A 23,565-nucleotide genomic window follows, 5' to 3' on the forward strand; every position below is an offset into this window, starting at 1 on the left:
AAAAATAGAGAACCTACTATGAAATATGGACCATTGTTTGCCTGTGCCATGATGGCTGCAACATTTTCTACCACACATGCTTCCACTCAAGCTCAGCAAGTTGAAGCCAAATCACCAATCTCAAATTATGCCAAAACCAAATATCCGATTGTCTTTAATCATGGTATGGGGGGCTTTATTACTGTGGGTACAGATCAGTTTGGACTTGATTATTGGTATCAAATTTTGCCAGATTTAGCACGTAATGGCGGGAATGTTTGGGCAACACGTGTTTCACCTTTTAACTCATCTGAAGTTCGTGGTGAACAATTGGTTCAACAGGTTGAAGAAATTTTGGCCATTAGCGGTGCAGCTAAAGTCAATTTGGTCGGACACTCCCATGGTGGTCCAACCATCCGTTATGTTGCAGGGGTCATTCCCAATAAAGTAGCCTCATTAACAGCTATCGGTTCACCCAATACTGGTTCTCCTGTGGCTGATCTAATCTTAAAAGCAGAAGGTACTGTAGTTGAAGCACCCTTAGTCGGGGCGGTGAATTTGGTCTCTAAGGCCATTACTTGGGCACAAGGTTTAGACCCAAATAGCTTCCCACATGATGCTTTGGCTGGCGGTAACAGTTTGACTCTTGCGGGCTCTGCCAAATTTAATACTCAATTTCCATTAGGCATGCCAACGACTGCATGTAGCGAAGGTGCTGCTCAGAAAAATGGAATGTACTTTTACTCATTTGCTGGAGTCGGCACCGTCACCAATTTACTTGATCCAGATTCGGCATTAAAGGTGACCAGTTTACTGATTGATCAGGGTAAAGATAATGATGGTCTGGTTTCACGTTGTAGTGCCAAATTTGGTAAAACTATTCGCGATAACTATAACTGGAACCACTTAGACGAGGTTAATCAAGTGTTAGGATTACGTGCTCTATTCGCACCCGATCCAGTAGACGTCTACCGACAACATGCCAACCGTTTAAAACTGCAAGGTTTATAAAATTCATCTATATTTAAGACATAAAAAATGCGCCATAAGGCGCATTTTTTGACTCGTATAAAACTTAAAATTAAGCTTTAACTTTACGAGCTGGTAATTTTTCGCGGATACGTGCAGCTTTACCAGACAATTCGCGTAGGTAATAAAGTTTAGCACGGCGAACGTCACCACGACGTTTCACTTCAACTTTAGCTACGATTGGAGAATGAGTCTGGAATACACGCTCAACACCAATACCGCTAGAAATTTTGCGAACTGTGAACGCAGAGTTCAAGCCACGGTTTTTCTTAGCAATCACAACACCTTCAAAAGCCTGAAGACGCTCACGATCACCCTCTTTTACTTTTACAGAAACGATTACAGTGTCACCAGGTGCAAAAGCTGGTAAATCTGTTCTTAACTGTGCATTTTCAATAACTTGAACTAAAGGATGCTTACCGCTCATGGGGTATCTCCGATATGTGCGAGTCAGAAGAGGTCTGATCATCGCGGGGTATAGAGGCTAAAGCGCATAGACCCAATTATCTTTCTCTTTATTGCTGACCATCTCAACCAATAAAGAGCCTATTAAAGAATACTTAAATCAAATTTAAGTATTTAAATCTTTAAGCCATTTTTTTTGCTGCTTTGTCAGTTCCACTTTTTCCACCAACTCTGGGCGGCGTTCAAGTGTACGCTGATAACGCTGCAAAAACCGCCATTTTTCAATATTGGCATGATGTCCTGATTTTAATACTTCAGGCACATCCAATCCTTCAAAATGATCTGGCTTGGTGTATTGTGGGCAATCTAAAAGACCATCCACAAATGAGTCTTGTATCGCGGACTGTTCATCAGACATTGCACCCGGAAGTCTCCGAATAATACTGTCCAATAAAACCATCGCAGGCAGTTCACCACCCGATAAAACATAATCACCAATTGACCATTCCTGATCAACATATTGCTGGATCAAACGCTCATCGACACCCTCATAACGTCCACACAATACAATTAATCCGTCATATTCAACAAATTGCTGTACCGCTGCTTCATTTAAGGTTTTTCCTTGTGGAGACATATAGACCACAGGAACCTGAACACATCCTGCTTGCAAAGCAAGCTCTTTAGCATGATGAATCGCTTTTGACAGAGGTTCTGCCATCATCACCATACCCGGACCACCACCAAATGGACGTTCATCCACTCTTTTATAGTTGCCCGTCGCAAATTCACGTGGATTAATACAAGTGACTTGTACTATTTCACGTTTTGCTGCACGCCCGCTAATACCAAAATCTGTAATCGCTTCAAACATTTCAGGAAAAAGCGTAATGACTGCAAAAAACATCGCAGACTCCTCTATTTTCCTGCTGCGTTCATCCTTAAAGGATTAATAATCTACGCCCCAATTTACGTAGATACGACCAGCTTCTAGATCAACTCGCTGTACCACATCTTTATGCCATGGAATCATACGCTCTTCAGCATCAATGCTGTCTGGTGTTGCGTGAACCACCATCACATCATTGGCACCGGTCTCGAACATTTCATAGATTTTACCGAGGTTCACTTCTTGTTCAGTATCATCCAAACCTAACACTGTTAAGCCTTTCAAATCTGTCCAGTAAAACTCATCCATTCCTGCTTTCGGAAGTTGCGATTTTGAAATCCAAACATTTACGCCAACCAAGCCATCCGCTGCAGTGCGATCGCTCACATCTTTTAGCGAAACAACCAAGCCTTTGCCATGCGGCTTCCAACGTTTTACATCTACTGTTTGCCAACCCGCTTTGGTTTCAATGTACCAAGGAAGATAGTCAAAGATGTTGCTCATAGGTTCTGTATTGGAATAGACCCAGAGCCACCCATTTAATCCATATGCTGAACGTAACTGTCCAATCTGAATACGATCTTCGGGAACATTCTGTGTTGGTGTCATGGGCTTTCCTACTACTTAATTTAGAATTATGCAGCAGCTGCAGCTTTCTTAGCTTGAGCAGCTAAAGAAGCAACACGTTCAGACGGTTGAGCGCCTTGAGAAACCCAATGAGCAAAACGATCAGCATCTAAACGAAGTTTTTCTGCTTGACCTTGAGCTGTAGGGTTAAAGAAACCGATACGTTCGATGAAACGACCGTCACGTGCATTACGGCTATCCGTTACAATAATTTGATAGAACGGACGTTTTTTAGCACCACCGCGTGCTAGACGAATTACAACCATGATAAAAACCTTATAATTTTTACGGATTATCCCTGCACCGACCACCGGAACATTTCAAACCCCTTTCATAGAGGGCAATATTTTACGTTATATTTTCCATGAAAGGAAGATCAAAATTTATTTATCCACAGTTTGAATTTATAATTTAACGTCCGTCCCAGTTGGAAGTATTATTTAAATCATTCGAGGTACAATTTTGACCTTCAGCCCAAAACTTTTGACCTTGATCGTTTAGACAAATCGAACCATTACCTACTTGCATTGTTCCTGTTTTTGGAGTTGCCACGAGCAGCCATACATTTGTATTCGCTGAACTATTTGTCAATGCAATATTATTGCTATCGGTAATAGTTAAATTATACATTCCATCTGGAGTCTGTGTGGCTCCATAGACGTTTGACAATGTCCTGCCTGCATAATTATTGTTAGCTAATTTAAAATTCGCCAGACCACGTGCGATTTGTAACATTTCAGCTTGTGCGTCAGCACGCTGTACTCGCACCTTGTACCCCACATATGAAGGATAAGCAATCGCAGCAATAATTCCAATGATTGCGACCACAATCATTAATTCTATTAGTGTAAAACCTTTCATATTACCAACTTTCACTCCCTGTCGCCGTTGCACCACAGTCGCTATATGTAACATTGGCTCTTGTTTTATTTTTACAGCGTAAGCCTGAACTGGTTATTAAATAATTATAATTTTTAACATCACTTGTTTCAGCAATGATTGTCCAACGACGTGCTCTAATTGCTGGAGAAGCTGTCGTATCCGTTAATAACTTAGTAGGATCATCACCATCTCGAATAGTGATCGTATATTTGATGCCAGAACCCGTTGCACCTCGTGGTAATGTCACAGAATTCATCGCACCTGTAACCCCATAAATAAAATTGGGATCAAATCCTCGATACGAAAAGTTACGCGACTTATGACGCTCTAATTGCTCTGCTATTTTTTGCATTTCCTGTTGTGCCAAAGCTGCATCTGCTCGACGTGTGTAATTCAAATAACTCGGTATCGCAATCGTGGCAAAGATTGCCACGATCACAATAACAATCATCAACTCAATCAAGGTAAAACCTTGTTGCTCTACTCTTGATCTACTTTCAATGGATTGTAAACCAGAAAAATTATTTTGATTTATTGCGTCCATTTTTCATACCACCGTGTTGGATTGACAATTCGACGGCATTCCCATTTACCCACACTCCCCTGACTGGTACTAATGGTTGATTCACAATCTGATCCACCTGTGCCCGACCCTGTTGGTACTAAAGCGATACCACGAATACCCGAACCAATCGGATTATCATTACACTCAGCTACACCCGCCGGACAACCTGTCGTTTTTGTTACAAAACCTGTGCGATCATCTTCTTTACTACGATCGACAGCCCCACTCGTAGTCAAACATGCACCAAATGGTAAACAGTATTTTTGACGATCAGTTTCACCTACCACACGCGGTAAACATGGGTTTTGTGGTGCAATACCCGTACCTTGCGGGTCATATACTGGAACAAGTAAATTTCCTGTAATCGCCATTGGTTCTTCAAAGGCTTTCATCCCACCCAATACCCGGAAACTTCCACCTGCACGCTCTATCCCAGCACCATTACTTGAAAGTGAACGATACCACCCATCTTTACTTGCTGTTGTACCTATAAAGGTAGATGCAACAATACCCGATAATAACTGTGGATTTTTTTGCAAATTCGCGAGGGTCTTATTCTGCGACTCTAGGGTTGGAGAACCCGTAATTAAATTACGTTTAATAAAATCACGATCAATAATACCATACACATTATTGACCAAACGATCTGTTAATGCTGTGGTTGGCAACATGCCATCACGCCCTATACTTGGGTATACATCAAGTGGCGTACTTCTGTTTCCTGATGCCAACCCAAGTAAGATAAAAGTCGTTGAACCTTGATCATGAATCGTAACTGTTGGTGCTTCATAGAAACGAGGATTTTTTCCTGATGTTAATGCCGTACCACTTGTATCTGTTGCCATATTTGCAAGACGGGCTACACGTATACCAAAATCACTATAAGCAGACCCTGATTTTATTTGATTATTATTCAAGTCTGCACGGAAAACTTGTCCACCTAAATCGCCAAAATAGAGATGATCAATAAGACCATCAGCATCACGATCAAGTGCACTAATCCGACTCACAACACTATGTTTCATATCTGTATTTGCTGTACCAACACCCGATACACTGCTACTTGCCCACCAAATACGTTCACCTGTAGTTGCATCAATTATATAAACTGCATTTCCTTGAGCCGCAGATTTACTATTACATGTTGTATCTGGATAGTCGGTCATTGCAACTGTCGAGTTTAAACGGAAACTTGGGTTTTCATAGCATTGGTCATAACCACCACCAACGATCATTACGCGACGAATAGTGCCATTGTAACGTATATTAGCCAACACAGGTTTCGACCAAGACTGCCCCATACGATTATAATCAGATAAATCAGGTCCTACTCTAAATAATAATTTAGGACTTGTTGGCGTTAAAACATCCAAACCATAATAACTACTCCCCCCCATACGTAACCCACCATAGATATTCATCAGACGGGCTTTCACCATACTTGTTTCTGAAGATGACGCTGCTTTTTGCGCTGTATATGCAGAGTCTGCAACCCATGCACCATCTACGCCATGTACAGGCGCATTATTATCATCTTGTCCTTTCACTAAAGCTTTGGAAGAAAGCGTATTACGCAACAATTCCGCTGGAACAAATACCATTTGCTCCACACCTGTTTCACCATCTACCAAATGTAGACCACCATCCATTGTTCCATACAGAACCGATTGACTACGGGTACTTGTTAATTCACCAGCAGTATCTAATGTACCTGAGTAAGTCAATTGAACAGGGAAAGAGTGAACACTCCCCCCCATTGCCAAATGCGGAGAATTAGGTGTTGTTAATGTAGTAGGTAATACTGTTGCCGTTTCATCTAATGGAACACTGTATCCCAAATAGTTCAATAGTTTTTGTTTAACTAATAGCGGGAAGTCTTTTAGTGTAGTTTGAGTATTAAACTGAGATAAAATATATGTCGTAATATTCGAAGCTGGTAAAGTACCACTCGGAATGTTCAATAAACTTGCACCATTTGCTGCATTCGTTAAAGCAGCGCCGCCCGTTGCAGATACATCTGTAAATAAGCGACGTAACCTATTGGCATTTGCTGTATGGGCATATTGCTTAGGTTTTATTGTTAAATTTTCAGATTGCCCTAAAATAGGCATTGGTATTTTTGAATAAGCTCCACCTAAGGTTACTATACCGCCGTCGTTATAATTTTGATTCTGATAAACACTCGCACTATGCCAAAGATCTTTAGTATTTGTTTGGAAGCCACCATCGTTATCATAAACCAAAGTTGTGCCATTAGCTGCAGCAAATGCACCTGCATTTGTACCCGTTAGTACTACTTTATACTTTTTAAGGTTCCCAGCCCAAATGACCTTATTACTTTGTGGGTTTGGCTCTAGGGCACGTAAATACCCATAAGGTTGTAAACCATTTGGATTTAAACTATCCACTGGAACTGAAATTGCACCTGTTGTTAATGGCTCTAGTGGTGCAGCACCTAAGTTATTAATAAAAGCAATAACACTATCTGTAACCCCAGTAGAGCTTTGTGTGGTAAAGAATCCACCATTACCATAACCTGGAGAAGAAACAGAATTAGTTCCTTGATTTGGCGAACAAGCATCATCACCAGCTCTATCCGCTTGTGTCCGAGAACTCATCTTACATGCATTCTGCACATAAGTTTGAGTCAAGCTATTCATTTCATTACCAAAACCAACAAAGGCTGTTTGAATAGATACACCTGTAGGGTTTTTAGTTGCATCAAAGAGTTTCTTCGCAAACTCCCCCATACAATCCCAAGCTGAATCACTTCCACCACCTGTCAACCCTCCAGAGCAACTGAAACTTGTCCCATAGGTGCCACCTAAAGCAGTGGACATAATTTTAGTAGATTCACTGGTTGAAGTATTGTTGGCAGCACCATCTGATAAAACATAAACCCCCTGCCCATCACAAGAGACACGATCAGACGTTGCTGGTAACGGTGAAGTATAATTAGTTCCATTCTTGGAAGTTGACACTGAATAATTAAAACCACTATTTGGATCAACTACTTTATAAATATAATTGGTATGGTAGTAATAATAGTCATAGCCGTTATAATTTTCTGAATCATACAATATTCCGGATGAAAAACCGCTTGGCACACTAGCAGACATAGAAGTCCAAGAACCATTATTACTCCAATAATTTCCTCGCCTACACTCCTGATATAAATTTGTTAAACTAATATCTTGATCTCTAAACTCATTACAATAACTATAGTCTGTAGCTCCAGTTGATCGTCGAACACGCTTCACAAAACTATTTCTACGAATAGTATAATTCTCTTCAGAATATGTTGTAGTCCCCATTAAATAGGCAGCAGCTTCAGCATATGCATGAGCAGTAGGAGTATAACCACTAGCAGTAAGATTCTGTACAGCTTGCTTAAGTTTATAACGTTGAGAACCTACTGTGTTTAAGGTACTAACATCCCCCAAAGGTGCTGCTGGAACTAAAATATTCCCCGTTTGCCCATCACCTCCAGTTGAATAATTACCTAAACCCACTCGTACATCAGTCAGTACAGGATTATTACTGGCTAAAAAGGTATTCATTCCAGTTTTTAAACGAGTTAAACGAGATCCTGTTTGGCCAGTGTCTGAATCCCCCATCGAACCAGAAGTATCCAACATCATTACAATAGTTTTTTTGCCCGCACTTGGCTTAGCATAAATCTGTAAATCTGCCGCTTGTACAACAGATGATGTAATGAGTAGCGTACCAGTAAAAAATACAGAAAATACAAAACCAGTATGAATTTGGGTGCGACTTCTTCGCTCAAACTTATTTAATTTCATTATCGTTCTCCCATTAATCATGGTGCTGTGACTTGAATATCACGTTTACGTAAATCGATTTCCTGTACTTGTGTATTCACAGGTATACCGTAACGTCTTAAACAGTCTGCAACTGTTCCATTCCCTGTAACAGCATCATCAATATTATCATTGATATAACCCACTGTACTTGCTGAACCAATACAGTCATTCTGTACAGTGGTTAAGCTTTCTGTTGAATATGCAGGCATAATTGCAGTTAAGGTAATACGAACACGAGCTTCCACTTTCCCTTTTGACGTATTTGACTGCAAACTCACATCAGTATCCCGAGCAAGTGTTGAACCTGGAGCTGCATCAGAGATTGCATCAGTAGGAATACGAACTGCTACTTGAGTCACAACAGCTTGTCGTGCACTTCCAAAATCACTTTCTAAGTTACAAAAACCACTACGATTTGACTGGGTAGAATCAATAGTTGCTTTAGCATTCGCACCCTTGCTCGGTGCAACCAAGACAGTAGTATCAAATGCAACACCTATTTTTTGACTTGATGTTGGTTTATAACAGAAAATAACTTCTTTCCCTGGAGCGACTTTATGTTCTTCAATCGCTTTCCCTATCGCCCCACTTAAAACAATGAGGTCGTTATAGTTCGATACGTTCAAAAACTGATTGGTTGGAGTATCGCCTGTTTGTAATAACAGCTGCCCTACCTGACTATTAGTTGCAATATTCAAAGACGTCATCGCAACACGAATCCCAACAATACCCATAATTGTGATAAGTAGAAGCATGAACAATACAACGATTAAAGTTGCTCCACGCTGTGATTGATAACTTAAATTACTGTTTCTCATAATGCTTCCCCCAAACCATTACGCAGGGTGATATTCGTCGTGTATACACGACGAGCAAACTTTGTTGTTGTATTATTTAAAGTAACATTTTGATTTAAAACTGGAATTTGCTTAGTTAAATCAATTGCAGCATTGTTTGTATTATCCATAGACCGCACCAACACCCCTAATTTCACTGCAATAATACGTGGTGGGGTTGTAGATGCTGCACGAGCCGTTGCGGCAATGGCTCGATATTGATTAATCGTATAATACGCCAAACTACCCGCATCATTTCTTACACTCAATTGCACAATAAAATGATCTACACGTGGAATAATAATCTCCCCAGCATCTCCAAATCCACTAATTGCTGTTGGTGGAAGAACTGGTGTTGTGCCCGATGCAGTAGGTCGATTAGCATCACAAGCTAAACCAAAGTCTGTTCCTGAAGTCGCATTTGCGGGATCACGTCGTACGAAATAACGTTGAATGACATAATCTCCTGCTTGAACATTGGCACCTTCACAATTTATCATTGTATTTGGCGCAATGAACTGAATGGTTAACTGATCACTTGTTGCATTCACATTTGAAAGTCCGCGCCATTCATTTGTCACAGTGCTTAAAGCATCTCCTGTGCCCTGACTATGACTTAACAATCCATTTGAAATAAAAGGTGCTGAAGCTGGAATTGGAATATTTGCTGTTGTAATTGATGCTGTTTTTGCTGTTAAAACGATACCACCCCATGATGTTTGTTCATTCAGTACAGGATTCGTAGTATTAGCATAATTGGCTAATCGAACATCTTTAGTAATATAGTCCAAACCAAAAATACCACTATTCTGTAGTTCCGCACTTGCTTCCTGCATACGAGAAGAAAGTAATCCTCCCGTAAATAACTGAATCGCGGCTGCACTGACCAACAAACCTAAAACTAAAGCGACCATCAATTCAATCAACGTGAAACCTTGTTGATTTGAGATAGAAACATTATTCTGATTCATTTTTAATATGCCTCCATCATTAAACAACGTGCGGTATTCACATAGATTCCTGTAGAAGACATACACTGACTAACATTCGCAGTTGTTGCGGTTGCACTTAGAGTTGTATTATTCCATGCTGCATATAAGCATTGTCTTCTCACTGGAGCACTCGATACACCTGGGCATTCCGCCATCGTAATTCGCATCCCAATTTCAAAAGCAGACTTTGCAGCACTATATGCATCGTAATTAGCCATTTGTGCAGCAGTACAAAGTGTGGATGGGTTATAACAAGATGGTGTTGGTGCAGTTGGGGTGGCGGCAATTGATGTGTATCCACGGACTGCCGCTGCATAATTAGCTTGTCCTGCACCATTAGCCCGCATATTTTCAGATAGCCCTCTTAAAATTAAGATACCTTGTGATTTAGTCAAAGCCTCTGCTGAGGCATCCATTGCTCTTAGCTGCAAAGCAGCATAACCTAACACACCTATTGCTAAGAGTAATAAGGCAACGAGAACTTCCATGAGTCCTACCCCAGCTTGGTAATTATTTTTATTCATTAGCATGTTCCCGAACTTTGGCTAATACTTCCTAATCTCAGCACACTGATAGTACGCAAATTTCCCGCAGCACAAATATTAAATGTTGCCTGTGTACTGACACTTCCAGTCGCATTAAAAAGCGCTCCTGTAGTGCTAGTCGATTGCACAGTCACTTTAGGGTCTATTTCAACTGAATAAACCCTATCAGCAAGTATATTTTGCTTTAGTATTTGTATTTCACTAGGAGTCAGAGATGGATTTGGAGCTGTATATTCAACAATGAAAGCAGTTGCACACTCATCTTTTGTAAAATCATCGTCTGAATTTGTTCTACTAGGGCAAACAGCCACTGTTGTACGCAATAGCGCTGCTTGTGATTTAGCTTGGTTTAATGCAATTATCAAACCACGCGCATTACTATTTAATTTTTGTCTCGTTACCATATCCCCAAAAGAAGGTGCAGCCATCATTGCAATAATCGCCATTATTGCAACGGTCACCATCAACTCAATTAAGGTGAACCCTTGATTTTTTTTTGTTTGCTGCATACTCCCCCCAGATAACAAAATTTTACCCTATTAAAAATAATACCTAACTTAATTACAAACTAAACACATAAAGGATAAAAGGCATAAAAAAACAGATAATTGCCAAAATACAATTACCTGTCAAATTAAGAATTTAAAGAGAATGTTACTTCTTTAACAGTTATGCCTGAATTACAGAGATACGTAACTCTTTCGGCAAACTAAAGGTAATATTTTCTTCACGCCCTGCTAGTTCTTCTGGTGCTTTAGCACCCCAATCTTGTAAACGTTGTATGACTTGTTTGATTAAAATTTCTGGGGCAGATGCACCAGCAGTAACCCCAATTTTAGTCTTTTCATTAAACCATGTTTGATCCAGTTGATCCGCATTATCAACCAAATAAGCCTGCTTGCCCATACGTTCAGCCAATTCACGTAAGCGATTTGAATTTGATGAGTTTGGCGACCCTACCACTAAAACCACATCACATTGATTGGCTAAATCACGCACAGCATCTTGGCGGTTTTGTGTGGCATAGCAAATATCATCTTTACGTGGCCCTTGAATATGTGGAAATTTAGTCCGTAAAGCATCAATCACTTTGGCTGTATCATCAATCGACAATGTGGTTTGGGTTACAAAAGCCACTTTCTCTGGATCTTTAACGGTTAATGCAGCGACATCCGCTTCATCTTCGACCAAATAAATTTCCCCACCGTTTTTTTTGTCATATTGCCCCATGGTGCCTTCAACTTCTGGGTGACCTTCATGACCAATTAGAATCGCTTCTGTCCCTTCACGGGCATATTTCGTCACTTCAATATGTACTTTGGTCACTAAGGGACAAGTTGCATCAAATACTTTTAAACCGCGACGTTCAGCCTCAATTTGCACAGCTTTAGACACACCATGCGCACTAAAAATCACAATATTGTCATCTGGAACTTCATCCAGCTCATCAACAAAAATCGCCCCACGCTGACGTAAATCATCCACCACAAATTTATTGTGTACGACTTCATGGCGCACATAAATGGGCGGATTAAAACACTCAAGTGCACGATTAACGATCGCAATTGCACGGTCGACACCTGCACAAAAACCACGTGGATTGGCCAATACAATTTCCATAAGACCCTCAATGCTCACTCGAATTTAAACTGAATAATTTGAAATAAATGCAAACAAACTACGATCAGCTCTTTAGTTTGACGATAGTCTGCTCTAAAATAGAGAAGATATTTTATCATATCAGGAAAAATATCATGTCGGGTCTCTTGTTTGTCGTTTCTGCTGCATCTGGAACAGGCAAAACATCTCTGGTTAAAGCCCTACTTGAGCGTGTGAACAATTTACACGTTTCTGTCTCACACACAACTCGCGGTCAACGCCCGGGTGAACTCGACGGTGTGCATTATCATTTTTCTCAAAAAGAAGATTTTCTTGCTTTAGTTCAGCAAGGTGGTTTTATTGAATATGCTGAAGTATTTGGTAACTATTACGGCACAGCTCAAGCCACGGTAAAACAACAATTGGCTAAAGGTCATGATGTGTTACTTGAAATTGATTGGCAAGGTGCAGAACAAGTTCGTAAACTTTTCCCTGAATCTCAACAAATTTTCATTTTACCACCAAGCCAATTTGATTTGCGTCAACGCTTGTCCAATCGGGGCACCGACTCTGTCGAAGTCATTGAACACCGCTTAAGCTGCGCAGTTGAAGATATGCAACAATATCTTAACTTTGACTATCTGATTATTAATGATGACTTTAATAAGGCATTACACGACTTAGAATCGGTGATTATTGCCAATCGTTTGCGTTTGTCACAACAAGCCAATCGTCATCAAGAATTGATTCAAAAATTAATAACGCCGATTGAATCGTGATTAAAACTTGAGTCTACAGTCAAAGCCTTTTATACTGCTCAGTCTGTTCAAATTTAATATTCAAACGAGAATTCTTATGGCACGCGTAACCGTTGAAGATTGTTTAGACCATGTAGACAACCGCTTTGAGCTTGTACTAGTGGCAAGCAAGCGCGCGCGTCAATTGGCACGTCAAGGTATCGAACCAACTGTAGAGTGGGATAACGACAAACCGACTGTAGTTGCTTTACGTGAAATTGCTGCTGGTCATGTGTCGAAAGATATTTTGAAACAACGTGATCAAGACTATCAAACTTCGAGTCTTGACCTTGCACTTTCTGCAAACAATCTGAATTTAGATGGCTTTTCTTTCCAATAAGAAAAAAAATCTTGAAAAAGCCTAGTTTTTAACTAGGCTTTTTTTATTGGATAACTTTTATATTTGCTCAATAACCGTTATAACATAAGTATAAAGATACGTTATTTCAAAGGTATCTTTTTGCTTTTTTTTGAATGAAAAATTTGACAAGTCATGCAATATGTTTTTCATTAAAGGTCTAGCGATTTAAATTGTAGAAACTTAAGTAGTAAAGGTGTTATATGCCAGGCCCACAGGTCAGCCAAGCCAGACAACAGCTCAAAATCATTATCGACGCTTACCTAGATGCAAGCGATGTCGAGCGCGTGCTTGCGGCCTGCGATTATGCAGATCTTGCACATGATGGCGTGACGCGTAAGAGTGGTGAACCTTATATTTTACACCCGATTGCAGTCAGTAGTATTCTTTCGCATATGCGCTTAGATGCCGAAACCCTCATGGCTGCACTGTTACATGATGTGATCGAAGATACTGAATTCAACAAAGATGATATTGCTGAAAAATTTGGTCGCACCGTAGCCGAATTGGTCGATGGTGTAACTAAACTCAGCCATTCCAGCGATAAAGAATACAATAAGGCAGCCTCGTTCCGTAAAATCCTGCAAGCAACGCTACAAGACCCTCGTGTCATTATTATTAAGCTTGCAGACCGTTATCACAACATGACCACTTTGGGCTCATTACGTCCAGATAAACGCATGCGTATCGCACAAGAAACCTCTGATATTTTTGTTCCGATGGCACGTATCGTCGGCATGAATGAAATGGCGGATAACTTAGAACATCTGTGCTATCAAAATCTTGATTTAGATATGTTCAATAATGTGCAAGAAGCATTATTACAAACCAAACCTAAACGCTGTGAATATCAAAGTCTTTGGGAAAAAAATCTGACTGAATTGCTACAACAACATCAAATCTCTGGTCGTATTAAAAAGAAAAATAACAATATTGAATTACTGCGTCACTTTGTCAAAAATGATATTGATCTACAAGAACTTACGCATAGTCATGCGTTTGAAATCATTTTACAGAGCATTGCTGACTGTGACCGTTTAGCAGAAATTTTGCGGGAAAATTTCCAAATCTTACATTATGAAGATCATATTCGTCGCCCACTGCCTGGTGGCAATCAATCGTTACTAATGCGTTTAAAAGGTGAAAAAACCACTTTATCACTGACCATTCAAACTGAACTGATGCGTAAAGCAGCCCGTTTCGGTGTGATTTTAGGTGAAAATGCACCCCAAGCGTGTCGTTCAGCCATTCAAGCCTCGATGCAAAACCTCAATGTCCTGATTGATGGTGCTTGTGCAAAAACCACCTTTAGCGATCTTTTAGATTATTTACATCAAGAAAAAATTTGGGTCTATACCCCACACGGTCATTTACACGAACTTCCACAAGGTGCCACAGTTGTTGATTTTGCTTATTCAGCCAGTCTATTTTTAGGCAACCATGCTGTGGGCGCAAAAATAAATGGCGAAATCAAGCCACTTTCCACACCTTTGGTTAGTGGACAAGTAATTGAAATTATTACTGATGTTTTGGCAACACCCAATCCAGATTGGCTCAGCTTTATTAACACTCAAAAAGCACGGCGTGCAATTCAAAATATTTTGCGTGATCAAGATATTGAAGAGCAACAATTGGTTGGTCAACAGGCATTAAACCGTGCCCTAAAGCTCTTTAATCGCTCAATCACAGATTTAACCGATGCTGATTGGTTGGATATCCTGCAATGGCGGCATATTGAATCTCAAGAGCAACTCTTTGAACAAATTGCCGTGGGTGACTTACTGCCTCAATTGGTTGCAAATCATCTCTTTGCACAAGGTCAAAACATCGATTCTCAAGCGTCCACTCGTCTAATTCAAGGCACGGAAGGCGTTGATGTTAAATATGCACATTGCTGTAATCCTGTACTCGGCGACCCGATTCAAGGGCATTTATCCCGTCGTGGCTTAATTGTACATCGTGCACGTTGTCATAATCTTTTGCACGAACAACATTTGCATCCAGAAAACATCATGCCTTTACATTGGACGTCAGATGATGCCAATGATATTAGTTTTACAGCCTACTTAAGTATTGATATGGTCATGAATGATGAACAAATCTCTGACCTCATCTATCAATGCCGTAAAGAAAAAACTGGTGTAGAAATGGTACACAGCCACGAAGACAAAACTTACGTCAACATTGTGGTACACAATCGTAAGCAAATTGCACAAATCATTCGTGATTTACGCATGCATTTTGGCTTTCCACGTATTACTCGCTTAGCCCAACCGATTAATATTTCAGAAGCATCAAAAGCAAGTTAATTCAATCATATCCCCCTAATTCATGGATATGCGCTATGATGTTTTCAGACAATATAAGGAGAAATCAATGTCCCGCCAAGTCATTCATACTGAAAATGCACCTGCAGCAATTGGTACTTATTCTCAAGCAATTTTAGTGGGAAATACGCTGTACCTTTCAGGTCAAATTGGTTTAGACCCTTACAGTATGGAATTGGTTGAAGGAATTGAGGCACAAATTCGTCGCGTATTTGATAATTTAAAAGCAGTCTGTGAAGCAGCAGGCGGTTCGCTAGCAGATATCGCCAAACTCAACATTTTCATGACTGATCTTTCACACTTCCAGCTAGTGAATCAGATTATGGGTGAATACTTTGCACAACCTTACCCTGCACGTGCAGCATTAGGCGTTGCAAGCTTACCCAAAGGTGCTTTAGTCGAAATGGATGGCATTGTTATTATTAATAACTAAAAATCAAATAGTTAAATATTTTTATCAAACACCACCAATAAATTAATGCCAGTCAGTTAAGGATTTTAGAAATAAAGTCCTTAGTTTTTAGTTGTTCGTGACGGAGTCTTATATTTTTTAAATCAAATACTTGGAGCTCATCTATTACTTTGGATAAGCCCAAATGAGAAGCAGAGCTTCGCAAGAAAGGCATCTTGCGGCGCAGTGCGCCTCACCGCAAAACTCGCCAAACCCCTTTTATTGATTAATAAATCGCAGAAACCTTACTTTTTTAAAATAGTTTTACCTCGAACAGTTGCGGATGACGTTTCCGCGTATCGAATAACATTATGAATTTAAAAAATAAAATTCCAGTCAATTTCTTAACCGACTGGCATTAACCAATAAAGTGGTGTTTTTTCATTCAAAAATCCAATTAAAATGAATGTCATTTCAAATGAAATACATTGACAAACGATAACAATTATCAATAATATTACTTATCCCATTTCACTCTTATGGCCAGTCTCAAATGTACGTTTGTTTATGTCGTGGTATTACAGATCAAGATATTAAAGATGCCGTAGCAAATGGTGCTGAAAGCTATCGTGAAATTCGTGATTTACTTGATCTAGGAACATGCTGTGGTCGCTGCGCGCCAGAAGCTCGCGCAATCATTAGTGATGAACTCTCAGATCTGGCTGCCCGCCTGTCTTATGCGGCTTAAATCTCTATTGTTATAATTATACTGTTTTGATGATCGAAAGATCACTCCTCCCCCGCTTATGACTCTAAGCGGGTTTTTTCTCATCAAAACTTAAGCATCAATTGCTCTTGATTGCGATTTTCATTTGCCGTTCTATAAATTACTCGCCATTGTTTCTGTTCTTGTTTAAAATAATTGCAATAATAATTTTTGATTGCCTGACAAATGGTTAAGGCAGAAATTGTTGATGGAGTATTTCCCATGAAAGGCAATCGCGATGTAATTAATCAGTTAAATCAGGTGCTGTTCCACCATTTAACCGCTATTAACCAATATTTTCTCCATTCACGTATGTTTAATGACTGGGGAATTGAACAACTGGGTTCTGCGGAATACAAAGAATCGATTCAGCAAATGAAACATGCGGATAAAATTATTGAACGTATTTTATTTTTAGAAGGCTTACCGAATTTACAACATTTAGGTAAGTTGTATATTGGCCAACACACCATTGAAGTGCTCAATTGTGATGTGCGTAAGGTCAAAGAAAATATTGAAGCGCTACAAAAAGCTGTCAGCTTAGCTGAGCAGGAAATGGATTATGTGACCCGTGACCTTGTGCAAGAAATTTTAGAAAAAGAAGAAGCTTACTGGGACTGGACTACAACTCAGCTCGATTTAGCTGAAAAAGTGGGCATCGAAAATTATATTCAAAGTCAAATTTAATCTACAAAATAGCCAGTCAATTGACTAATGCCAGTCAGTTAAGGATTCTAGAAATAGAGCCCTTGGCTTTCTGGTTATTCATGACGGAGTCTTACCTTTTTGGATCAGGTATTTGGAGCTCGTTCGTTCTTTTGTTACGCCAAAAGAACCAAAAACATTTGTCATCCGCAAAACTCGTCAAATCCCTTTTATTGATCAATTCATCGCAGAAACTGTACTTTTCCAAAGTAATCTTGCCTCGAACAATTGCGGATGACGTTTCCGCGTATCGAATAACATCATGAATTTAAAATAAACAACCAGTCAATTTATTAATTGACTGGTTGTTTTACATTTGCTGTTCTACTTTTTAGCAATGGGCTGTGCTAGTGAAGCATAATCTAGATCCATTTTTCCTAATTTTTTCAGTAACCAAAGCTGATGTTTAGCTTCTTTTTCATGACCATTAAAAGCCAGTACTTTGGCATATTTAATCAGATCGTATTTGGTCGGATAGTTTAAAACCATTTCTCGAATTTCTTGCAACTCTTGCTCATTGCGTTTGGTATATGGACTCATACGAATCCATTCAATCCGTCGATCAAACTCTTCAAGTAAATAAATTGGTTTTTGATTGGTTATTTTTTCTGGTGTTTTTTCATAACGTATCGATTGATTCAGCTTTGCAGCAGCAACCGAATAATCTCGAATAATCAATCCCAATAACAGCAGCGAGACAACATAAAGCACTCGCATATAATTCGGTGAAAGCGTAATGGTCTTGATATTGGATTGTTGTGATTGCACTAGCCCCAGAATAAAACCCACAGGAAGCAAGAAATAAGCATAATATTGCGGGAATTCGAGCATGGCATGAACCAGCACCGCCCCAATCATTAAAATACCAATTACGGACTCTACTGAATTGACATGCTTATTTAGCAAATAACCCCAGTAGCCGAAGTAGGCCAAAAATGGAATACCAATCAGCAAACCATTCCACAGCACAAAATCAAGAATAAAGTTATGTGCGCTACGAATCCAGACGGGTCCCTGAAAATGATCACTCACCAAAGTATAAGCAACACTGGTTTGATTCCAACCATAGCCCCACCAAGGACGATCTAAAATGGCATGCAGCATTTGCTGCCAAATGGCTAAGCGAGACATATCTCCTGTTGCACGCTCAGCAGCCGTTTTGGTTTGAGCGATATCCAAATCTGTGACTTGTCCAATCCATTGCGTAGCAATCGGTAATAGCGTGATTACCCCTATAAAGAGTGCAAGCCATGCCAGTGTGTAATACCACTTAAGTGTGATCAGCCCCTTATACTGCTGATAAGCGCCATAAACAAGAATACATAAGCAGGCGACCCAAGAAGTCCGCGACTGACTCAGCGCCACCGCAAAAATCAAAATAAAGGTACAAAGACTAAGAACCCAGGTTTTTATTTTCTGTTTTTCATATAAATATACGCAACCGAGTAATGACATGATCAAAAATGTCGCCATATTATTCGGTTGAGCAAAGTTTGCGTATGGGCGCACAGCATTCTGCATATTCACCATGCCCGGAATATAGGCATCAAGCGTTAACCATTGGCAAATGGCGATAATGCCCGTCAGGGTTCCAGACAAGAGTAAAACCGTGCTAAAGCCAATAAAAATATTTTCTCTGTCTAATTTGTTTTGGGTCAGGTTATATCCCAACACACTGCACAGCCAGAATCCGAAAACAAAGAGAGAACAGAGTAAGGCTTTGTCAAAGAAGAAGAGTTCACCGCAGAAATATTGCAACAGAGGCACGCCAGCCAAAAACAATAAAGGCAGACTGATTACAGGTAACTTAATTTTGTCTTTTAAATAAATGGCGGCAAGGGCAAACAGCGATAAAAAAGCAAACAGCTCACCCGTATACGTCACCCACGGGCGGTAATGGATAGGCAAAAGCCAGCCAAGGGCAATGAATACACTGGCTAAAAGCAATAAGAAAAATTTCATGATTGAATCAGTGAAAATAGAATGGGCCTATGATAATAAAAAAGCAGATGAATTGATAATCTGCTTTTCTTACATCATTCTTAATGATTTAGTGCCATGGACGTAAATCTACAATTTTAACCACATTGGCTTTTTGATCTATCAAAACAGTCATATCTACAACACTGGCTTTCATCGGTAAAAATGCAGTTGCCTGTGGATATTTGGCTAAGACTTTTTCTACATCTGTTTTGTTATTGTACTGCTGTAATAATTCAAGTTTTTGTTCGCGTTGTTGCATTTGTTTTTTTGCTTTGTTTAGCTCGACATAACGCTCTGGACGTTGTGCGAGAGAAATACCATCCAAAACTTCTGCAAACATATCATCACTCCGCTGCTGAGTATTTTTGGCAAATTCTGTAGCAACAAATTGTGGTTTTAACCAAGAAAGTTGCTGAAATTGTGGTTGGGCTTGGTTCAGATTATCTTGAATAATGTCATTTTTTCGCACCAACTCAAAACGATCTACATTATAAGCAAGCCAAGCAGGGCGACCTTGCTCGATACTATAAATACCGTAGCATAGCGCTGCAATTTGAATAGCAATAATGACCGTTAAATCAAATTTAAGGGTTTTTTTACCTTCTTTATAAACCAATAGACCTAATAATGGTCCAATCACAACATCTACAACCAAGAGCATTAAAAAAATGTGAGTAACACCAACTGCCTGAGCCAAAGGTGATGGATACCAGACAAAGAACACAAGCCCAATAACCAACAAAACAATCAGTAATGAAATAGATAAATGAGTGAGGAAAAATTTAAGGTGTTTAGACATTAGATACTGCATCACAAATGATTAATTTAGATTCTATGGCGAATTTCAAATATTTATCTTAGATTTCAGGAAGATTATTATCTTTACGATATTGAACACAAACCTGACTTAGAGTTTCCCTCGCTTTATCTTTTTTAAGAATCACATCAACTTCTTTTGTTGTTATACTAAAACTTTCACTTTCAACAATAGTTTGAAACCATTCTTTATAAATATTTTGAAAATTCTCTAACTTTTCTGCCACTTCTGGTGATTTTTCAACAACTCTATCCTTTAATAAATCAAATTGATCTAGAGGTAAATATTGATCACTGATAATATCCAAATATCTTGCGACCATTATCACGCACTCGATACGTAAAAAATCATCTCGTTGTTCTTTAGTCATTTTTGGCATACTTATTTTCTCAAATTGAAAAATTTACTTTTAATCAACGACACTCTGACGGTGCATATTGTGCTGCTAAAGTTCCCAAATCAGCAACTAAACTTTTAGCTGCTGCATTATTCGCACTTGCAGAAGCACAAGCCCAATCAATACTTCCTATTGTGGTTGTCAATTTTGCGCCACCTATATTAGGTGTCAAGACCAATGTTTTCCCTAAAACATCACTGGGTAAACCCACACTACCATTTGTCGTAAGCGTAACAGTAATTACCCCATCATTACCTATTTGCATATCAGAAACATATTGAGTTTTTTTCTCTGTGGCTGCTCTAGCGTTGTATTCTGTAGCTGCTGCCACTACACTAGAAATACCATTTGTCATAAAAGCCTCACTGACTAATATTTTAGCAGGACTTGCTTGTGTCAATACTTCACTAATTTTTGCACGAGCTGAATGATATTGATATGCAGGAATTGCGATAGCAGCTAAAACTCCAATAATGGCAACCACAATCATCAATTCAATAAGGGTAAAACCTTGATTTTTTTTCATCATGCTTATCTCTAAATACTATTTAGTGTTTTATACCTCAAAAAGCATGCCAAAAAAAAAATATTACTAATCAATAATTTAAAAAAATCATACATTATTTTATGTTATTTTAGTCACAATATGACAATATTTATTAGGTTGATTTATTTTTAAACAGGAGATGATTACTTTACTTTAAAATGCAAATAACTCACAGTCAATGGATGTACATATTCGATGTCATAACCAAAAATTGGTGGCTGATGATCCCCAACAATAATTACCTCTACCCCTTTCATTTGCGGTTTTTGAATTAACTCAGCGATATTATCTAAGAATTGCGTCTCCAAAAGAGTATTTCGGCAGATTTCCCCCTTCGACTGCATATTAAAAGCCTCACATTTAAAACGCCTATTGTAAATATCCTTTTCAGAATACGGCTGGTGTGATGATAACGTCATCCAATAGAAAAATAGATTTTGTTGAGAATAACTTGAAAACTTATCTACTATTACATCTATAAGTGCATTATCGCAAATACCATTAAAGGCACGACAACGAGGAAGCCCAATAAAGTGTTCACCAAACAATGTTTCCTGAAAACCAGCTTTAACATACCAATCTGTCCGATCATAAAGTAGACCACTAGTACCATGTAAAGCAATTGTTTTATAACCGTTTTGTGCAAATTTTTTCGGCAAACAACTAGAAAATTTTTCTTTTTCTAATCGACTAAATGCAAACCCATTATTTAGTAATTCCAAATTACATAATTCACGTAATTCACCAGCTACAGTTGAACCTATAGTATAAAATGATCCATAATTAATAAATTCTAAATTTTCCTTTTGCTTAATGATATTCTGCATCACTAAATTTTGTGCAGCATTATTTCTTAAAGCACCCCATGATTCTGCAACTATATATAATATTTTAGAAGATGATGGCTGCTGTAGATAATTTGCTGCACGCCGTTGCTTCGTTTGTAAAGGTGCTAGTTTAGGGATAATATTTGATTCATCCCAAAATTGACTTTTTGTAATTTCTTGATATAAAAGCATTTGACTATGAGCGATGAAATAATTATCCCTACCCAAAATCGCCTGAAATTCAGCATAAGTGATACGTAATTGCATAAATACCGAAGTAATAACCAGCAAAACAACTATCATAAAAATTGCATATATTCTTGCTGTTATTTTTGATAAATACATTGTCCCCCATAAAACAATACCCATACATATTAAAAATCCAATCAATATGGCTAAATAATTTTTCGGTGCAATTGAAACAAATGAGGACAAATAACGTATTGCAGCAAAATCCATGAAAGGAAATATTTGAATAATAAACATCACCGTATCAAATAACATCGCTAAAATAAATAATACTACCCCACTCAGACGCATCAGTTTCGAAGGGGAAAATAGGAATAATAAAGCGATTAAGTAATCAATATTAATCAATGGTCTTGATGTTACTGTAAAAAATGAAACCGATAAAAAAATAAAATTTGGTATAAAAATAATAAGTATAATTTTTGAAAAATCAAAAAACATCAAAGTAGTAATCTTTTTTTTTAATAATAAAAGGGATATCATTGAATACAATTAACTCTAAGCTAAAAATGATTTTTTGTTTCATTAAATATAAGAAAACCAGATAAATCTGGCCTTCTTATATTCATACCTTAAAGTTCAAATTTTAATATTAACGGCACTCAGATGGTGCATATTTCGCAGGTAAAGTACCTTTTGTAGAAAGAGCTGCAAGACGTTTTTCAGCTTGTACCGAAGTTGTTGTTGCACATGCCCATTCCACTGAACCTGAAGCACCAGCAGCTAATACTGCATTTGCACCAGGTGCCGTTCCTACACCAGCAGCACGTGCATAAGGAGACATAAGAATTGTTTTCTGTCTAGCATCTGTCGGTAAGCTATCATCAGCAGTTGTCGTTAAAGTAATCACACCTGTAGTTGTAGCTGCGGCAATAGATTCTAGATACTTACTTACAGGTTGAGTTGCTGAACCTTTAGTTACTGATTGAGCAGCAGAGTTAACACCATCCATACCATTGGTTTGGAAACCTTCAGAAATTGCAGATTTAGCAGATGCACCAGCCACGATTACTTCAGAAATTTTCGCACGAACTGTATAGTCTTGATACGCAGGAATAGCCACTGCAGCCAAAATACCGATAATCGCGACAACGATCATTAATTCAATAAGAGTAAAACCCTTTTGTACTGATTTCATAACATTCTCCACAAATGTTTGTTAATTTTTATAAGCTTTATAAACTTATTTAGCTTATTTTATGTATAGCACTAAATATGCCAAGAGTGAT

25 protein-coding genes are annotated in these 23,565 nt (G+C 38.7%); 7 read left to right on the forward strand and 18 right to left on the reverse strand.

Going from position 1 to position 23,565, the window contains the following annotated elements:
• Nucleotides 1–18: 18 nt before the first annotated feature.
• Nucleotides 19–990 carry an esterase/lipase family protein gene (locus B9T30_RS06610; RefSeq protein ID WP_086184289.1) on the forward strand — a complete coding sequence of 324 codons (972 nt, stop codon included), beginning with the start codon at nt 19–21 and terminating at the stop codon, nt 988–990.
• Between the two features lie 70 nt (nt 991–1,060).
• On the opposite strand, the gene rplS is transcribed toward B9T30_RS06610, so the two are convergent.
• The 12 genes from rplS to ispH all read right to left on the reverse strand — a co-directional run bounded on the left by rplS (nt 1,061) and on the right by ispH (nt 12,193).
• Entirely contained in the window at nt 1,061–1,435 is a 375-nt protein-coding gene (gene rplS / locus B9T30_RS06615; protein WP_086184290.1) for a 50S ribosomal protein L19, read from the reverse strand.
• 144 nt (nt 1,436–1,579) lie between these two features.
• Nucleotides 1,580–2,320, reverse strand: a complete 741-nt coding sequence (gene trmD, locus B9T30_RS06620; RefSeq protein ID WP_086184291.1) for a tRNA (guanosine(37)-N1)-methyltransferase TrmD — start codon at nt 2,318–2,320, stop codon at nt 1,580–1,582.
• A 42-nt stretch (nt 2,321–2,362) separates the two neighbouring features.
• Nucleotides 2,363–2,911 (reverse strand): ribosome maturation factor RimM, encoded by a 549-nt coding sequence (gene rimM, locus B9T30_RS06625; protein WP_086184292.1) that lies wholly within the window; start codon nt 2,909–2,911, stop codon nt 2,363–2,365.
• A gap of 26 nt (nt 2,912–2,937) precedes the next feature.
• Nucleotides 2,938–3,195: a 30S ribosomal protein S16 gene (gene rpsP, locus B9T30_RS06630; RefSeq protein WP_004650567.1), complete on the reverse strand. Its 258-nt coding sequence runs from the start codon at nt 3,193–3,195 to the stop codon at nt 2,938–2,940.
• 145 nt (nt 3,196–3,340) lie between these two features.
• Nucleotides 3,341–3,790: a type IV pilin protein gene (locus tag B9T30_RS06635; protein WP_086184293.1), complete on the reverse strand. Its 450-nt coding sequence runs from the start codon at nt 3,788–3,790 to the stop codon at nt 3,341–3,343.
• Between the two features lies 1 nt (nt 3,791).
• A complete protein-coding gene (locus B9T30_RS06640) occupies nt 3,792–4,355 on the reverse strand; it encodes a type IV pilin protein (protein ID WP_086184294.1) in 564 nt (187 codons plus the stop codon).
• On the reverse strand, nt 4,343–8,179 hold the full coding sequence (locus tag B9T30_RS06645) for a PilC/PilY family type IV pilus protein (protein WP_086184295.1): 3,837 nt from the start codon (nt 8,177–8,179) through the stop codon (nt 4,343–4,345). The genes B9T30_RS06640 and B9T30_RS06645 overlap by 13 nt, the downstream gene beginning before the upstream one ends.
• Nucleotides 8,180–8,196: 17 nt before the next feature.
• Entirely contained in the window at nt 8,197–9,018 is an 822-nt protein-coding gene (locus B9T30_RS06650) for a hypothetical protein (protein WP_086184296.1), read from the reverse strand.
• A complete protein-coding gene (locus tag B9T30_RS06655) occupies nt 9,015–10,007 on the reverse strand; it encodes a PilW family protein (RefSeq protein ID WP_086184297.1) in 993 nt (330 codons plus the stop codon). Before B9T30_RS06655 ends, B9T30_RS06650 begins: the two co-directional genes overlap by 4 nt.
• Before the next feature lie 2 nt (nt 10,008–10,009).
• The gene (pilV, locus tag B9T30_RS06660) at nt 10,010–10,552 is read right to left on the reverse strand and encodes a type IV pilus modification protein PilV (protein ID WP_086184298.1); all 543 of its coding nucleotides are present in this window, start codon (nt 10,550–10,552) and stop codon (nt 10,010–10,012) included.
• A complete protein-coding gene (locus tag B9T30_RS06665) occupies nt 10,552–11,082 on the reverse strand; it encodes a GspH/FimT family pseudopilin (protein ID WP_086184299.1) in 531 nt (176 codons plus the stop codon). Before B9T30_RS06665 ends, pilV begins: the two co-directional genes overlap by 1 nt.
• A gap of 160 nt (nt 11,083–11,242) precedes the next feature.
• Complete coding sequence (gene ispH, locus B9T30_RS06670) at nt 11,243–12,193, reverse strand: 4-hydroxy-3-methylbut-2-enyl diphosphate reductase (RefSeq protein ID WP_086184300.1); 951 nt, start codon at nt 12,191–12,193, stop codon at nt 11,243–11,245.
• 134 nt (nt 12,194–12,327) lie between these two features.
• Here ispH and gmk point away from each other — a divergent pair, with 134 nt between their 5' ends.
• From gmk to bfr, 6 genes are all read left to right on the forward strand, one after another.
• Nucleotides 12,328–12,951 (forward strand): guanylate kinase, encoded by a 624-nt coding sequence (gmk, locus tag B9T30_RS06675; RefSeq protein ID WP_086164704.1) that lies wholly within the window; start codon nt 12,328–12,330, stop codon nt 12,949–12,951.
• A 76-nt stretch (nt 12,952–13,027) separates the two neighbouring features.
• Nucleotides 13,028–13,309, forward strand: a complete 282-nt coding sequence (gene rpoZ / locus B9T30_RS06680; protein ID WP_004650579.1) for a DNA-directed RNA polymerase subunit omega — start codon at nt 13,028–13,030, stop codon at nt 13,307–13,309.
• Between the two features lie 221 nt (nt 13,310–13,530).
• Nucleotides 13,531–15,636 (forward strand): RelA/SpoT family protein, encoded by a 2,106-nt coding sequence (locus tag B9T30_RS06685; RefSeq protein WP_086164705.1) that lies wholly within the window; start codon nt 13,531–13,533, stop codon nt 15,634–15,636.
• 67 nt (nt 15,637–15,703) lie between these two features.
• Entirely contained in the window at nt 15,704–16,087 is a 384-nt protein-coding gene (locus B9T30_RS06690) for a RidA family protein (RefSeq protein ID WP_004650581.1), read from the forward strand.
• A gap of 511 nt (nt 16,088–16,598) precedes the next feature.
• On the forward strand, nt 16,599–16,793 hold the full coding sequence (locus B9T30_RS06695) for a bacterioferritin-associated ferredoxin (RefSeq protein ID WP_004650582.1): 195 nt from the start codon (nt 16,599–16,601) through the stop codon (nt 16,791–16,793).
• Nucleotides 16,794–17,033: 240 nt separating this feature from the next.
• Nucleotides 17,034–17,498: a heteropolymeric bacterioferritin subunit Bfr gene (bfr, locus tag B9T30_RS06700; protein ID WP_086184301.1), complete on the forward strand. Its 465-nt coding sequence runs from the start codon at nt 17,034–17,036 to the stop codon at nt 17,496–17,498.
• Between the two features lie 342 nt (nt 17,499–17,840).
• Here the strand turns inward: bfr and B9T30_RS06705 are convergent, their stop codons facing one another.
• The 6 genes from B9T30_RS06705 to B9T30_RS06730 form a co-directional block, all read right to left on the reverse strand.
• Nucleotides 17,841–19,478 (reverse strand): O-antigen ligase family protein, encoded by a 1,638-nt coding sequence (locus tag B9T30_RS06705; protein WP_086184302.1) that lies wholly within the window; start codon nt 19,476–19,478, stop codon nt 17,841–17,843.
• Between the two features lie 88 nt (nt 19,479–19,566).
• Entirely contained in the window at nt 19,567–20,298 is a 732-nt protein-coding gene (gene tfpZ, locus B9T30_RS06710) for a TfpX/TfpZ family type IV pilin accessory protein (protein ID WP_086184303.1), read from the reverse strand.
• A gap of 58 nt (nt 20,299–20,356) precedes the next feature.
• Complete coding sequence (locus tag B9T30_RS06715; RefSeq protein WP_086184304.1) at nt 20,357–20,695, reverse strand: hypothetical protein; 339 nt, start codon at nt 20,693–20,695, stop codon at nt 20,357–20,359.
• 34 nt (nt 20,696–20,729) lie between these two features.
• The gene (locus B9T30_RS06720) at nt 20,730–21,239 is read right to left on the reverse strand and encodes a pilin (protein ID WP_086184398.1); all 510 of its coding nucleotides are present in this window, start codon (nt 21,237–21,239) and stop codon (nt 20,730–20,732) included.
• 164 nt (nt 21,240–21,403) lie between these two features.
• Nucleotides 21,404–22,777: a sulfatase-like hydrolase/transferase gene (locus B9T30_RS06725; RefSeq protein ID WP_227518947.1), complete on the reverse strand. Its 1,374-nt coding sequence runs from the start codon at nt 22,775–22,777 to the stop codon at nt 21,404–21,406.
• Nucleotides 22,778–22,928: 151 nt separating this feature from the next.
• Nucleotides 22,929–23,474, reverse strand: a complete 546-nt coding sequence (locus B9T30_RS06730) for a pilin (RefSeq protein WP_086184306.1) — start codon at nt 23,472–23,474, stop codon at nt 22,929–22,931.
• Nucleotides 23,475–23,565 lie beyond the last annotated feature (91 nt).

Source organism: Acinetobacter sp. ANC 4973, from assembly GCF_002135275.1.
In the GTDB taxonomy this organism is placed as follows: Bacteria; Pseudomonadota; Gammaproteobacteria; order Pseudomonadales; family Moraxellaceae; genus Acinetobacter; species Acinetobacter kyonggiensis.

Coding starts and splice junctions, on each gene's coding strand:
- B9T30_RS06665 (WP_086184299.1), bottom strand. CDS start 11,082: ATGCAGCAAACAAAAAAAAATCAAGGGTTCACCTTAATTGAGTTGATG.
- B9T30_RS06690 (WP_004650581.1), top strand. CDS start 15,704: ATGTCCCGCCAAGTCATTCATACTGAAAATGCACCTGCAGCAATTGGT.
- rpoZ (WP_004650579.1), top strand. CDS start 13,028: ATGGCACGCGTAACCGTTGAAGATTGTTTAGACCATGTAGACAACCGC.
- B9T30_RS06685 (WP_086164705.1), top strand. CDS start 13,531: ATGCCAGGCCCACAGGTCAGCCAAGCCAGACAACAGCTCAAAATCATT.
- tfpZ (WP_086184303.1), bottom strand. CDS start 20,298: ATGTCTAAACACCTTAAATTTTTCCTCACTCATTTATCTATTTCATTA.
- rpsP (WP_004650567.1), bottom strand. CDS start 3,195: ATGGTTGTAATTCGTCTAGCACGCGGTGGTGCTAAAAAACGTCCGTTC.
- B9T30_RS06730 (WP_086184306.1), bottom strand. CDS start 23,474: ATGAAATCAGTACAAAAGGGTTTTACTCTTATTGAATTAATGATCGTT.
- B9T30_RS06655 (WP_086184297.1), bottom strand. CDS start 10,007: ATGAATCAGAATAATGTTTCTATCTCAAATCAACAAGGTTTCACGTTG.
- B9T30_RS06610 (WP_086184289.1), top strand. CDS start 19: ATGAAATATGGACCATTGTTTGCCTGTGCCATGATGGCTGCAACATTT.
- B9T30_RS06715 (WP_086184304.1), bottom strand. CDS start 20,695: ATGCCAAAAATGACTAAAGAACAACGAGATGATTTTTTACGTATCGAG.
- rimM (WP_086184292.1), bottom strand. CDS start 2,911: ATGACACCAACACAGAATGTTCCCGAAGATCGTATTCAGATTGGACAG.
- B9T30_RS06640 (WP_086184294.1), bottom strand. CDS start 4,355: ATGGACGCAATAAATCAAAATAATTTTTCTGGTTTACAATCCATTGAA.
- gmk (WP_086164704.1), top strand. CDS start 12,328: ATGTCGGGTCTCTTGTTTGTCGTTTCTGCTGCATCTGGAACAGGCAAA.
- B9T30_RS06635 (WP_086184293.1), bottom strand. CDS start 3,790: ATGAAAGGTTTTACACTAATAGAATTAATGATTGTGGTCGCAATCATT.
- ispH (WP_086184300.1), bottom strand. CDS start 12,193: ATGGAAATTGTATTGGCCAATCCACGTGGTTTTTGTGCAGGTGTCGAC.
- trmD (WP_086184291.1), bottom strand. CDS start 2,320: ATGTTTTTTGCAGTCATTACGCTTTTTCCTGAAATGTTTGAAGCGATT.
- rplS (WP_086184290.1), bottom strand. CDS start 1,435: ATGAGCGGTAAGCATCCTTTAGTTCAAGTTATTGAAAATGCACAGTTA.
- B9T30_RS06720 (WP_086184398.1), bottom strand. CDS start 21,239: ATGAAAAAAAATCAAGGTTTTACCCTTATTGAATTGATGATTGTGGTT.
- B9T30_RS06695 (WP_004650582.1), top strand. CDS start 16,599: ATGTACGTTTGTTTATGTCGTGGTATTACAGATCAAGATATTAAAGAT.
- B9T30_RS06705 (WP_086184302.1), bottom strand. CDS start 19,478: ATGAAATTTTTCTTATTGCTTTTAGCCAGTGTATTCATTGCCCTTGGC.
- bfr (WP_086184301.1), top strand. CDS start 17,034: ATGAAAGGCAATCGCGATGTAATTAATCAGTTAAATCAGGTGCTGTTC.
- pilV (WP_086184298.1), bottom strand. CDS start 10,552: ATGAATAAAAATAATTACCAAGCTGGGGTAGGACTCATGGAAGTTCTC.
- B9T30_RS06725 (WP_227518947.1), bottom strand. CDS start 22,777: ATGTTTTTTGATTTTTCAAAAATTATACTTATTATTTTTATACCAAAT.
- B9T30_RS06650 (WP_086184296.1), bottom strand. CDS start 9,018: ATGAGAAACAGTAATTTAAGTTATCAATCACAGCGTGGAGCAACTTTA.
- B9T30_RS06645 (WP_086184295.1), bottom strand. CDS start 8,179: ATGAAATTAAATAAGTTTGAGCGAAGAAGTCGCACCCAAATTCATACT.